This is a genomic window from Enterococcus gallinarum (assembly GCF_021496385.1).
GTDB classification, from domain to species: domain Bacteria; phylum Bacillota; class Bacilli; order Lactobacillales; family Enterococcaceae; genus Enterococcus_D; species Enterococcus_D gallinarum.
In genome coordinates this window covers 3,379,066-3,391,825 of record NZ_CP050816.1, presented here as the reverse complement: position 1 = coordinate 3,391,825, position 12,760 = coordinate 3,379,066, and the positions used below count along the sequence as shown (strand labels likewise).

At 42.6% G+C, this 12,760-nt stretch carries 10 protein-coding genes; 6 read left to right on the top strand and 4 right to left on the bottom strand.

Features of this window, described 5'->3' with window-relative positions; genetic code table 11:
- Window positions 1-6: 6 nt before the first annotated feature.
- Window positions 7-804, bottom strand: a complete 798-nt coding sequence (locus HED61_RS16380) for a DUF92 domain-containing protein (RefSeq protein WP_103300579.1) — start codon at window positions 802-804, stop codon at window positions 7-9.
- Between the two features lie 129 nt (window positions 805-933).
- Between HED61_RS16380 and HED61_RS16375 the strand changes: the two genes are divergently transcribed.
- From HED61_RS16375 to HED61_RS16350, 6 genes are all read left to right on the top strand, one after another.
- The gene (locus HED61_RS16375; protein WP_138371576.1) at window positions 934-2,244 is read left to right on the top strand and encodes an NAD(P)/FAD-dependent oxidoreductase; all 1,311 of its coding nucleotides are present in this window, start codon (window positions 934-936) and stop codon (window positions 2,242-2,244) included.
- A complete protein-coding gene (locus HED61_RS16370; RefSeq protein WP_208774663.1) occupies window positions 2,234-3,673 on the top strand; it encodes a helix-turn-helix domain-containing protein in 1,440 nt (479 codons plus the stop codon). Before HED61_RS16375 ends, HED61_RS16370 begins: the two co-directional genes overlap by 11 nt.
- Window positions 3,674-3,811: 138 nt before the next feature.
- The gene (gene glpK / locus HED61_RS16365; protein WP_003127402.1) at window positions 3,812-5,332 is read left to right on the top strand and encodes a glycerol kinase GlpK; all 1,521 of its coding nucleotides are present in this window, start codon (window positions 3,812-3,814) and stop codon (window positions 5,330-5,332) included.
- Between the two features lie 3 nt (window positions 5,333-5,335).
- On the top strand, window positions 5,336-7,156 hold the full coding sequence (gene glpO, locus HED61_RS16360; RefSeq protein WP_219645060.1) for a type 1 glycerol-3-phosphate oxidase: 1,821 nt from the start codon (window positions 5,336-5,338) through the stop codon (window positions 7,154-7,156).
- 1 nt (window position 7,157) lies between these two features.
- A complete protein-coding gene (locus HED61_RS16355) occupies window positions 7,158-7,874 on the top strand; it encodes an MIP/aquaporin family protein (protein WP_003127404.1) in 717 nt (238 codons plus the stop codon).
- A 157-nt stretch (window positions 7,875-8,031) separates the two neighbouring features.
- Window positions 8,032-9,048 (top strand): alpha/beta hydrolase, encoded by a 1,017-nt coding sequence (locus tag HED61_RS16350; protein WP_219645061.1) that lies wholly within the window; start codon window positions 8,032-8,034, stop codon window positions 9,046-9,048.
- Between the two features lie 49 nt (window positions 9,049-9,097).
- Here the strand turns inward: HED61_RS16350 and nrdF are convergent, their stop codons facing one another.
- The 3 genes from nrdF to nrdH form a co-directional block, all read right to left on the bottom strand.
- Window positions 9,098-10,066, bottom strand: coding sequence for a class 1b ribonucleoside-diphosphate reductase subunit beta (gene nrdF / locus HED61_RS16345; protein WP_003127406.1), 969 nt, complete (start codon window positions 10,064-10,066; stop codon window positions 9,098-9,100).
- 190 nt (window positions 10,067-10,256) lie between these two features.
- A complete protein-coding gene (nrdE, locus tag HED61_RS16340; RefSeq protein ID WP_103300584.1) occupies window positions 10,257-12,416 on the bottom strand; it encodes a class 1b ribonucleoside-diphosphate reductase subunit alpha in 2,160 nt (719 codons plus the stop codon).
- A 98-nt stretch (window positions 12,417-12,514) separates the two neighbouring features.
- Window positions 12,515-12,739 carry a glutaredoxin-like protein NrdH gene (gene nrdH, locus HED61_RS16335; RefSeq protein WP_003127409.1) on the bottom strand — a complete coding sequence of 75 codons (225 nt, stop codon included), beginning with the start codon at window positions 12,737-12,739 and terminating at the stop codon, window positions 12,515-12,517.
- Between the last annotated feature and the right edge of the window lie 21 nt (window positions 12,740-12,760).

Here is a 12,760-nt window from a genome sequence, read left to right as displayed (position 1 = left end):
ACTTTTTTAGTTAGGAAAGAAACATGCGATCCCGACAATCGCTAGATTGCTAAGAAAGTTGACTGCTTCATTTGTGATCAAAGCATAGCCATGCACTTTTTTCGTTGGCTGCTGGTGATGGCTTTTTTGTTCGGTAAATTGATGACAAACCGTGCATTGGTAACGTACTTGAATCGTTGCTCCCAATAAACTATCGATTATACTACCGCTAAATCCTAACAAGAGTACCCAAATCAATGCTGTCAAAGAGAGCGGTTGGCCGCTGAGCCAGAGACAGATCGCCAGAAGTAAAACGATACCGCCGCTGCCCGCAAAAGAAGCAATGGTACCTAGGAGGCTGACACCGCCAGAAAGACCCGCAGGTAATTTTTTTCCCGTTAAGAGATTCCGGGGTGCCTTTTTGCTCAAAACACCGATCTCTGATCCCCAAGTGTCGGCGGTACAGCTAGCGATCCCGACAATAAATGCCCAGAGATAGTTCTCATTGTTGAAAGAGGCGTAACCGATCAATGCCAATAAACTAGGCGATAAATTAGCCAGCACTTGGATGGCATCGCGGCGCGCACCTTTGATCACCAGATCATCGGCTGAGTTTTTTTTCTTTAAGTGATTGATGATCCCAGAGCTGGCAAAAAAGAAACCAACTAAAAAGATACTGAACCAAGGTCCCAAAGCAATGATGATCGTCCCACTTAAGGCAGCTGCTAAAGCACCGGATAAAGACAACCACTGCAAAATAAAAGCGGATCCTGCTACAAATGCACTACAGATCAGTCCCAGTAAAAATTGATAGAAAAAGACCACAGCTTCCACCTCGCTTTTTTCATCAGTTTAGCATAAAGCAAACTTGTATGTAGCTTTTTTTCGTTGCTGACAGCATTTTACTCGTCAAATGAGAGCGTTTCATTTAAGCTTAGACTAAGAGGTGAGTGTATGAAAATCGTGATCATCGGCGGTTCATTCGGAGGGATCAGCTGCGCCATCGAAGCACGCAAAATCTATCCAGAATCTGAAATCGTATTGATTGAAAAAAAAGCCCATATCGGGTTTATTCCCAGCGGGATGCTCCTGTATTTAGAAGGCAAGATTCCTTCGTTGCAAGACGCATTCTTTTGCTCCAAGGAACAGCTTGAGCAGCTGGACATTCAAGTAGCATTGCAAGAAACAATGTTGAAACTTGATCCTAAGAACCATTTCGTTCAAACAGATCAGCGCAGAATCGCTTATGATCGGTTGATCTTAGCAGCAGGATCTGCACAAGAATCAGAAATTCTCTTACCGATGAATGAAGCCGCATTGACCTATAAAGATTACGGCGCTGCCAAGCAATTTATTCAGGAATTAGATCAGGCAGAAACGATTACGATCGTTGGGGCTGGACAAGCAGGTATGGAAGCAGCCAACACATTAACGGCGCTAGGAAAACAAGTCCAACTAGTGGAATCAATGACGTATCCTTTATTCAAATATTTTGATCAATCGTTTCTGGCTCCTTTTTTAGATGAATTAGCACAAATAAAAAATCTGCAGCTTTATCTGGCAGAACCTACCATTGCCATTGAATCCACGGAAACAGGCTTCCGAGTGGAGACCGCCAATCGGACATTGCTCAGCGCGCTTGCATTGACGACCGTCAATGTCCGACCGCGGCCGCACCCAGCATTTCAGCAGCTGCGCTTGCACAGTGATCATACGATTTGGACGGATGCTTATTTGGAAACTTCCGAAAAGGGTATTTTTGCTGTCGGTGACTTGATTCAGATCTACAGTCCAATTACACGGGATACGGCTTATATGCCATTGGTAAACAATGCAGTTCGTTCCGGAATCGCTGCTGCGCATAATTTGCAAGAGAAAAAAGAACCTTTTCGCGGCGGCTTACGGACAGTGGGAACCCATCTGTTTGGCTGGTATCTGGCTAGTACAGGAATGACTGAATCAGATCGCTTCTTTTATGAACAAGAAATTACCGTCAAAAAATTTACCGCTAAAGCTTCATTAGTAGATGACACACCGATCCACGGGAAACTGATCATTGCCAAGACAAGCGGGCAAGTATTGGGCGCTCAGTTACTGTCAAAGTACAATCTCTTAGAAAAAATCAACCTGCTGGCATTTGCCATTGAAAAGGAGAGCACATTGTCAGAGTTAGCGCAAAAAGATTTCTTTTTTCATCCTCATTTTACTGATGTCTTTGAACTGTCCAATGCGATTGCTTTAGGAAGTGCTGCCAATGAAATTTGAACAATTATTAGAAAAAAAAGAAGCCAAGCAATTACAGCTACTGAAAAAGCTGCTTCTAGTTGGAGGTGAACTAGAGCTTCATGAGATGGCTGCTTACCTTAGGATCAGCAAACCATCCTTAGAAAAATATGTTGATGAGTTATTTCTATATTTAGCTCCTTATTCTGATCAATGCCATCTTTTTTATCAAGGTTCATCATTAGTTCTAGAAACGAGCCCAGAGTTCTCGTTGAATCAGATTGAATATGTGTTCTACCACTCGTCGATCAAATTTCAAGTGCTGGAACATGTATTGATCAATCAAGAAATCGCCACGATTCCGTTAGCGCAAAAATTAATGATTAGTGAATCCTCCCTGTTTCGCAAAATCAAAGAATTGAATCAAGTGTTGGCAGAATTTGGATTAGAGATTTGGCAGGGGAAACTCATGGGAGAAGAAGCTCAGATTCGCTATTTTTATTTTCAGCTGCTTTGGTACTTAAATTCTTTCAAGAGTCAGCCATTACCGATTGATACAAAATTTGTGGGACTGATCGCTCGTGGGCTCAATCTGACCTTTACCGAGGAAGCACAGCAACGGGTCAGTTTGTGGCTGAAGATCATGAAGTATCGTTTGAAAGCGTCCGGACAATCGTTTCAAAGACTACGGGAAAACATGGCATTTTATGAGAAAGATCCATTGTATCAGCAACTGCGGGAACTTGTCTTTCGCAGTTTTGGGCATTATGCACTGGAAGTTCGTGAAGAAGAGGCGATGCTCCATTTTGTTTTCTTGCTTTCCTTTTCCGTTTTCTCTGAACAAGATTTTCGCCAGTACATGCTGCAACGCTCCCGATTTACGCCGACAGCACTTACCGATACGCTGATCTTGGAACATATCCTGCATTTGTATCGACCGGCTGTCCCGCAAGAAATCGAAGCCAATTGTTATTTTCATCTTTCTCAGATCCATAGTCGTTTGTATTTTTTCAAAGGAGATGTCGAAGTTTTTGATCGAGAAAATATTTGGCAATTAGAAGCAAAACTCTCAAGTCGTAATATTCGCCAGATCAGTGAACGTTTATTGAATACTGCTGTACAAGAAATGAAGCTGGAAGCATCAGAAGAAAATACATTGTATATGATGACCATGGTCAAATATTTGAGTGTCCTGACGATCATTGATTACCAAATCAATCGGGAATTTCGGGTAGGCATCGCGTTGAATATGGATGCACTTTTCAAAGAGGCAGTCTTTTATATGTGGCTGCTGTACTTAAAAAATTTGAATGGGGTCGTCGTTGAGCGCTATGCTAAAGAACAAGACTATGATCTGATCTTGACGAATTATCCGATTGAAACATCGATTCCTACATATCGGATCAGTGAGTTAGGGACGACTTACGATCGAGAAAAAATCAAAAAGATGATTCGCGAACGCTTCAACTAATGGCGTTTTTCCAGATTTCGTCAATTTCTTAGAAAATCTCTAAAAAGTTGACGAGATCACTACAGGTAATTCGAGTAAGATAAATGTAAGAAAACGGTATCAAAAGAATAAATCAACCATTTAAAAGGAGAGAGAAACATGGCAGAGAAAAACTATATTATGGCAATCGATCAAGGAACTACAAGCTCAAGAGCAATTATTTTTGACCGCAACGGACAAAATGTCGGTAGTTCGCAAAAGGAATTTCCCCAATATTTTCCAAAATCTGGTTGGGTAGAACACAATGCCAATGAAATCTGGAACTCTGTTCAATCAGTTATCGCGGGAGCCTTTATCGAATCTGGGATTCGACCTGAAGCAATCGCCGGAATCGGGATTACCAACCAACGGGAAACAACAGTTGTTTGGGATAAAAATACCGGTCAACCGATCGCCAATGCGATCGTTTGGCAATCGCGCCAATCTTCTCCGATTGCTGACCAATTGAAAGCCGACGGACATACAGACATGATCCATGAAAAGACAGGGTTAGTGATCGATGCTTACTTCTCTGCTACGAAAATCCGCTGGCTGCTTGATAATGTGGAAGGTGCACAAGAAAAAGCAGAGAATGGAGATCTACTATTCGGTACCATTGATTCGTGGCTTGTCTGGAAACTGACAGATGGGCAAGTCCACGTGACGGATTACTCCAATGCGAGTCGGACCATGCTTTATAACATCCATCGTTTAGAATGGGATCAAGAAATTTTGGATTTGTTAAATATTCCAGCATCCATGTTGCCGGAAGTCAAAAGCAACTCCGAAGTTTACGGCCATACTCGCAGCTATCATTTTTATGGCAGTGAAGTACCGATTGCTGGGATGGCAGGGGACCAACAGGCTGCTCTCTTTGGGCAAATGGCTTTTGAAAAAGGCATGATCAAAAATACGTACGGTACAGGGGCGTTTATCGTTATGAATACCGGAGAGGAACCACAATTATCCGACAATGATCTGTTGACCACGATCGGCTATGGAATCAATGGTAAAGTATACTACGCATTGGAAGGTAGTATTTTTGTTGCCGGCTCAGCGATCCAATGGTTGCGGGATGGCTTACGTATGATCGAGACGTCTCCGCAATCTGAAGAATTAGCGGCAAAAGCGACTGGCGACAATGAAGTCTATGTCGTACCAGCCTTTACGGGATTAGGTGCACCTTATTGGGATTCTGATGCTCGGGGAGCAGTTTTTGGCTTGACCCGCGGGACAACGAAAGAAGACTTCGTGCGGGCGACCTTGCAGGCTGTCGCTTATCAATCGAAGGATGTCATCGATACCATGAAAAAAGATTCAGGGATCGATATCCCATTGTTGAAAGTGGATGGCGGGGCTGCTAAAAATGATCTTTTGATGCAATTCCAAGCAGATATCTTAGATATTGAAGTACAACGGGCAGCCAATCTTGAAACGACAGCACTGGGGGCGGCTTATTTAGCTGGCTTGGCCGTCGGCTTCTGGAAAGACCTCGACGAATTGAAAGCAATGGCAGAAGATGGTCAACTCTTTACACCAGAAATGCCAGCTGATGAACGTGAGAACCTTTATGAAGGATGGAAACAAGCAGTGGCAGCGACTCAGATGTTTAAATTCAAAGTGAAGAAAGAAGGCGAGTAAGCCATGACTTTTTCTTATAAAGATCGGCAACAAGCCCTAGCAGAAGCAAAAAATACGACCTATGATGTATTGATCATTGGTGGCGGAATCACTGGTGCTGGAGTCGCCGTGCAAACGGCAGCTGCCGGCATGAAAACGATTTTGGTAGAAATGCAGGATTTTGCTGAAGGAACCTCCTCTCGTTCGACGAAACTGGTTCATGGGGGCATCCGCTATTTGAAAACATTTGATGTCGAAGTTGTGGCAGATACAGTGAGGGAACGAGCGATCGTGCAACAGATCGCTCCCCATATTCCTAAACCAGATCCCATGCTTTTACCTATCTACGATGAGCCCGGTGCAACCTTCAATCTTTTTTCTGTCAAGATTGCCATGGATTTGTATGATCGTCTGGCAAATGTAACAGATAGTAAATATGCCAATTATACGTTGACGAAAGAAGAAGTATTGGAACGAGAACCGCAACTGCAACATGAGAACTTGACCGGAGGCGGAGTCTATCTGGATTTCCGCAACAACGATGCCCGTTTAGTGATCGAAAATATCAAACGGGCCCATCAAGATGGTGCTGCAATGATCAGCAAAGCCAAAGTTGTTGGTATGCTTCATGATGAACAAGGAAAAATCAATGGTGTTCAAGTAGAAGATCAATTAACGAAAGAACAATTCGCCATCCATGCGAAAGTTGTGATCAATACCACTGGACCATGGTCTGATATCGTTCGAGAATTAGATAGCAATGATAACTTACCGCCGCAAATGCGCCCAACCAAAGGTGTCCATTTAGTGGTGGATCGTGAAAAGCTGAAAGTACCTCAGCCAACTTATTTTGATACTGGCAAGAATGATGGTCGGATGGTTTTTGTGGTTCCTAGGGAGAACAAGACGTATTTTGGTACGACAGATACGGATTACACGGGCGATTTTGCCCATCCGACTGTTACGCAAGAAGACGTCGATTATCTTTTAGAGATCATCAACCATCGCTTTCCAGAAGCTGCGATCCAACTGGATGATATTGAAGCTAGCTGGGCGGGGTTACGCCCGCTGATTACGGCTAATGGCGGTTCTGATTACAACGGCGGAGCTAAGAGCAAACTTTCGGATGAAAGCTTTGATCAAATCGTGCAAACTGTAGAAGCGTATTTGGACGATCACCGCAAACGCCCGCAAGTCGAAAAGGCGATCAAACAAGCAGAGGAACGTCTAGAAGCCAGCAGTGTGGATCCTTCACAAGTTTCTCGGGGCAGCAGCTTGGAAATGTCTCAAGACGGACTGTTGACACTGGCCGGAGGCAAGATTACAGATTATCGGTTAATGGCTGAAGGCGCCGTCAAACGAATCAATGAATTACTGGCTGCAAAAGGGCAGCAGTTTGAATTAGTGGATTCCACGCGTTATCCGGTATCTGGCGGCGAAATTGATCCGACCAATGTCGAGGACGAACTGGCGCAATTGGCGAAAACCGCCGAAACTGCCGGTTTTTCCCCTGAAGATGCGCGATACTTGGCCGATCTTTACGGTTCAAACTTACCGATAGTCCTTACCTATAAAACCACGTTTGCGGGGCTGGACGAAAAAGAAAGCACGGCATTGAATTATGCCTTGCAAGAAGAACTGGTTCTGACCCCTGTGGATTATTTATTGCGACGAACCAATCATGTTCTCTTTATGCGAGATACGTTGGATCAGATCAAAGTTGGTGTGATCGATGCAATGGCGGATTATTTTGAATGGACAGCTGCAGACAAGCAAATGTATGCCGAAGAATTGGATCAAGTAATTGCGGAATCAGATTTGAGTGCCTTAAAAGGAGGAGAATGATATGAGTGATGCAACACAAATCTTTAGTGAATTTCTGGGAACGGCAATTTTAGTTTTACTGGGGGATGGTGTTTGTGCGGCAGTCAACCTTAAAAAGAGTAAAGCAGAAGCTTCCGGCTGGATCGTGATCGCGACAGGCTGGGCAACAGCTGTGACGATTGCTGTTTATGCCTCTGGTTTCATGGGACCTGCCCATTTGAACCCTGCTGTAACGTTGGGAATGGCAATGACGGGTAATTTTTCTTGGGGATTGGCGGTACCTTTCATGTTAGCACAGTTAGCAGGCGGGATCGTCGGTGCAATTCTTGTTTGGCTCAATTACTTGCCGTTATGGGATGAAACAGAAGATCAAGGCGCTATTTTAGGGACATTTGCCACTGGACCTGCCGTTCGTAACTTAGCCGCGAATACGATGACCGAAGTGATCGGTACGTTTGTTTTAGTATTTGGCTTGTTGGCATTTGGTGCAAATACCTTTACGGATGGCTTGAACCCAATCGTAGTCGGAATCTTGATTTTGGCGATCGGTCTTTCTTTAGGCGGACCGACAGGATATGCCATCAACCCAGCTCGAGATTTAGGTCCGCGGATCGCCCATCAAATTTTGCCCATCAAAAATAAAGGAACATCTGACTGGGGATATGCGTTTGTACCAATCATTGGACCTTTTATCGGTGCAGCATTGGCAGCCGGACTATTCATGATTTTACCGCTCTAATTGACTCATTGATCTTTTAAACGATAGCGATCTGCTAGATGGCTATCGTTTCTTTTTTTTGATAAATTCCTTCGTTTGATTGAATTCTTCCAGCGTTTGATTGAATTCTTCCAGCAAAAGTGGTTAAATAAAGAAGCTGAAAAAAGAGCAAAGGAGCATGTATGTGAAAAAAATTTTGCGTGTTTGTTTATGGCTTGTCGGTATTCTAGTAGCACTAGCACTAGTTGTACTGATTGCTTTTCAAGTGTCACCTCGTCCAGGGGCCTATCTGATTGGAAAAATGTTTAATGACGAGGTGAAGATCACAGATGAAACCGCGTATCAAAAAAGTTTGCCTCATGTGACGGTAAAAAATGATCTGACCTATACTTCTGACTATGATCGTAGTACATTTGACCTCTATTATCCCCAAGGTGCTTCGAAAGTACCAGTTGTTTTCTGGGTGCATGGTGGTGGTTACGTCGGTGGTGATAAGGAAGGGGCCAAAGAATTTGCGACCTACTTAGCAGATCGCGGACAAGTGGCAGTGGTTTCATTGAACTATGAGTGGGCTCCTAGTCTAGAATACCCAGGGCAAGTCAAACAAATCAATCAAGCCTATCAATCAATCAAGAAAGAGGCAGCGCAATATCCAATGTTAGACTTTAAAAAAGTCATTTTTGGTGGAGACTCTGCCGGCTCACAGATTGCTGGGCAATTCTTAGCGATCCAAACCAATTCGGATTACGCCAAAGATATGAAGATGACGCAAGTGATCCCATCAGGAGATATAAAAGGATTCATTTCTTATTGCGGACCTGTTGACTTGAAGCAAATGGCTCATCAAACTTCTGATGATCGCTTCATGAAATTCTTTGTTAAAACAGTCGCGTGGTCTTTATTAGGAACCAAAGATTGGAAAAACAGTAAAGAATTGCAGCAAGTGTCATTAGTCAATAAATTGACCAAAGAATTTCCGCCAACCTATATCACGGATGGCAATGCCTATTCTTTCCAGGATCAAGGAATCGCTTTTGATCAGAAGCTTCAAGAGCTAGATGTGCCAGTTAAATCTCTCTTTTACAAAGATGTTCCTGAGGCAGTCAATCATGAATACCAATTTGATTATTCGCTAGAAGAATCAAAGAAATGTTTGGATGAAACTCTCGACTTCCTTAAAAATGTGATGCTGTAAGGCTTCAAAACGCGAAAAAAAGTTGACCCTAATAAAAGGTCAACTTTTTTTAATCTCCTAGACCGATGAAATAGTCATCATCTTTCATTGCTTCTACCGTTCCTAATAGATAGCCATTCCCCACTTGAGAGAAGAAATCGTGATTGCTGGTTCCGGTAGAGATACCATTCATTACGATCGGATTGACATCATTGGCCGTATCTGGAAACAGGGGATCTTGGCCTAAGTTCATCAATGCTTTGTTTGCATTGTAGCGCAAGAAGGTTTTGACTTCTTCCGTCCAGCCGATCGCGTCATACAATTCTTCGGTGTACCGTTCTTCATTTTCATACAATTCATACAACAAATCGTACATCCAGTCCTTCAAACGCTGTTGTTCTTCTTCAGGAAGCTCATTGAAACCTAATTGGAATTTGTAGCCGATATACGTTCCATGTACCGATTCATCACGGATAATCAGTTTAATGATCTCTGCAACGTTAGCCAATTTATTATTGCCTAAATAATAGAGCGGTGTATAAAAACCGGAATAAAAAAGAAACGTTTCTAGAAAAACACTCGCAATTTTCTTTTCAAGGGGAGTCCCGTTCTTATAGATCTCATTGATACGTTCTGCTTTTTTTTGCAGATAGGGATTCGTATTGGTCCATTCAAAGATTTCATCGATCTCGGCTTTTGTATTCAATGTGCTAAAGATAGAAGAATAACTTTTGGCATGGACAGATTCCATGAATTGAATATTGTTCAAAACAGCTTCTTCATGGGGCGTGCGTACGTCTTTACGCAGCTGATCCATTCCGCTTTCTGATTGAACCGTATCGAGCAGTGTTAGCCCGCCAAATACATAACCAACCGTTGTTTTTTCTAGATCTGAAAGTGTCCGCCAATCATCTAAATCATTGGATAATGGAATACGCGTATCTAGCCAGAATTGTTCTGTCAGCTTTTCCCAAGTTGATTTATCGATGATGTCTTCAATCGCATTCCAGTTGATTGCTTCGTAATAAGTTTTGCCCATCTTAGGTTCCTCCAATAGTAGTCTTGATACCAGAGACAAGAACAAAAGGAGCCTACCTGATTGTCAGTCGCAAATGCCTTCAACCTTTCGGGAGGATCTCTAATCCATCTCGATCATGCTTTGGTGAAGACATTTGATTCAATCAGGTAGTTTTTTTGTTCTTAGTCAGTGCTTAGCTTAGCGTGCGTGATTAAATCACACAGCTTTCGCATTGATTGCTGCCGATTTCTTCTGCGTCATCCGTAAAGGTCCGTACATAATAAATCGATTTGATCCCTTTATGGAACGCATAATGACGCAGAATGTTCAAGTCACGGGTTGTCTGTTTACTGGTTTCTTTCCATTCATAGAGCCCTTCTGGAATATCTGAGCGCATGAAGAGGGTCATACTCATTCCTTGATCCACGTGTTTTTGTGCAGTTGCATAAACATCGATAACTTTACGCATATCCATATCATAGGCTGAGCGATAGTAACCAATCGTATCATTGCTCAAGTAAGGTGCAGGATAGTAAATCTTCCCAATTTTCTTTTCTTGCCGTTCTTCGATCATTCGTGTGATTGGATGGATACTCGCACTTGTATCATTGATATAAGAGATAGAACCATTTGGCGCAACGGCTAAACGGTTTTGGTGGTACAAGCCGTCTTTTTTGACTGCTTCTGCCAATGCGGCCCAATCTTCTCCAGAAGGAATAAAGACACCGTCGAATAACGCTTTGATTTTGTCTGATTTTGGTTGGTAATCCCCTGTGATATAGTCTGTGAAATAGCTGCCATCCGCATAAGCTGATTTCTCAAAGTTATGGAACACTTCGCCCCGTTCTTTGGCGATGTTATTGCTTTCTACAAGTGTCCAGTAGTTGAGCAACATAAAGTATAAGTCTGTGAATTCTAATGATTCAGGAGAACCATATTCCATTTGATTCTTCGCAAAATAGGTATGCAAGCCCATTGCACCTAAACCAATCGTATGGTTCAACGCATTTCCATTTTGAATAGAAGGAACAACGTCGATGTCAGAAGCATCTGTAACAAAAGTCAACGCGCGAGTCATGGCACGGACGGATTTTCCAAAATCAGGACTGTCCATCAAATTGACGATGTTTGTTGAACCAAGATTACAACTAATGTCGGTACCAAGTACTTCATATTCTTGCTTGCCGTTGATCACAGAAGGTTCTTGCACTTGGAGGATCTCGGAACAAAGGTTACTCATAATGATCTTGCCGTCGATTGGGTTGGAACGATTGGCCGTATCAATATTGATGATATAAGGATAGCCGGATTCTTGTTGCAATTTCGAAATTTCGTTTTCAAGATCCCGGGCTTTGATTTTGGTTTTACGAATTTTAGGATTCATGACTAAATTGTCGTATTCTTTGGTGATGTCGATATAAGAGAACGGGATACCGTATTCTTTTTCGACACTATATGGGCTGAATAAATACATATCTTCATTTTTACGGGTCAATTCATAGAATTTATCAGGAACGATCACACCAAGAGAAAGAGTCTTGACCCGGATTTTTTCATCCGCATTTTCTTTTTTGGCAGATAAGAAACTGATGATATCTGGATGGAACACGTTGAGATAGACGACACCAGCACCTTGACGCTGTCCTAGTTGATTGGAGTAGCTAAAGCTATCTTCGAACAATTTCATGACTGGCATCACACCGCTAGCAGCTCCTTCGTAACCTTTGATAGGCGCGCCAGCTTCCCGCAAGTTAGACAACGTGATCCCTACGCCGCCGCCGATCCGAGAAAGTTGCAATGCGGAATTGATCCCCCGACCGATTGCGTTCATATCGTCGGTCAACTGGATCAAGAAACAAGAGACCAATTCACCTCGGCGTTTGCGGCCAGCATTCAAGAAAGAAGGCGTTGCCGGTTGATAACGCTGATAGATCATTTCATCAGCCAAAGCCAAAGCTAATTCTTCATCGCCATCTGCAAAATAGAGAGCATTGAATGCCACACGGTCTTCATAACTTTCCAAATAGGCTGTTCCGTCATTGGTTTTCAATGCATATTGAGAATAAAATTTGTACGCTGCCATGAAGGACTTGAAGGTAAAATGCTGTTCAGATAGAAACTGATAAAGTTCTTCGATAAACGCAGGACGATACTTACGAATGAAAGCTTCTTCTAAGTAGTCATGTTCAATCAAGTAATTGATTTTGTCAGTAACTGTATCGAAAGTCATCGTATTTGGCTCAACATTTTCTTTGAAAAAAGCCGCTAGTGCTTCTTTATCTTTGTGTAGAGGGATCTGTCCATCAACGGGGCGGTTGATTTCATTATTCAATTTAAAATAGCTTACATCCTTGATTTCTTTTAAGCTCATAAAAGGCAACCTCTTTCCTTGTTTTGATCGTATAAAAAAGGATCTGCAGGTCTTGACGACTGACAAATCCTCCAAAAACACATTGGTTAAGTTACTGCTTAGCTGGCCAATTGACGTAATTGATCCGGACGGAAGCCAATGATTGTTTGTGCATCAGAAGTGATGATCGGAACGCTTTGGAATCCTTGTTCTTTCAAAAACTCAATTGCTTCAGGCTGGTTGTCAATATTGATTTCTTCAAAAGAAATATGATTATCGCTTAAAAAGCGTTTTGCCATTTTACATTGCATACAGTTGTTTTTTGAAAATAGTTTAATATTCATAATGATTTCCTCCGAGTCAGT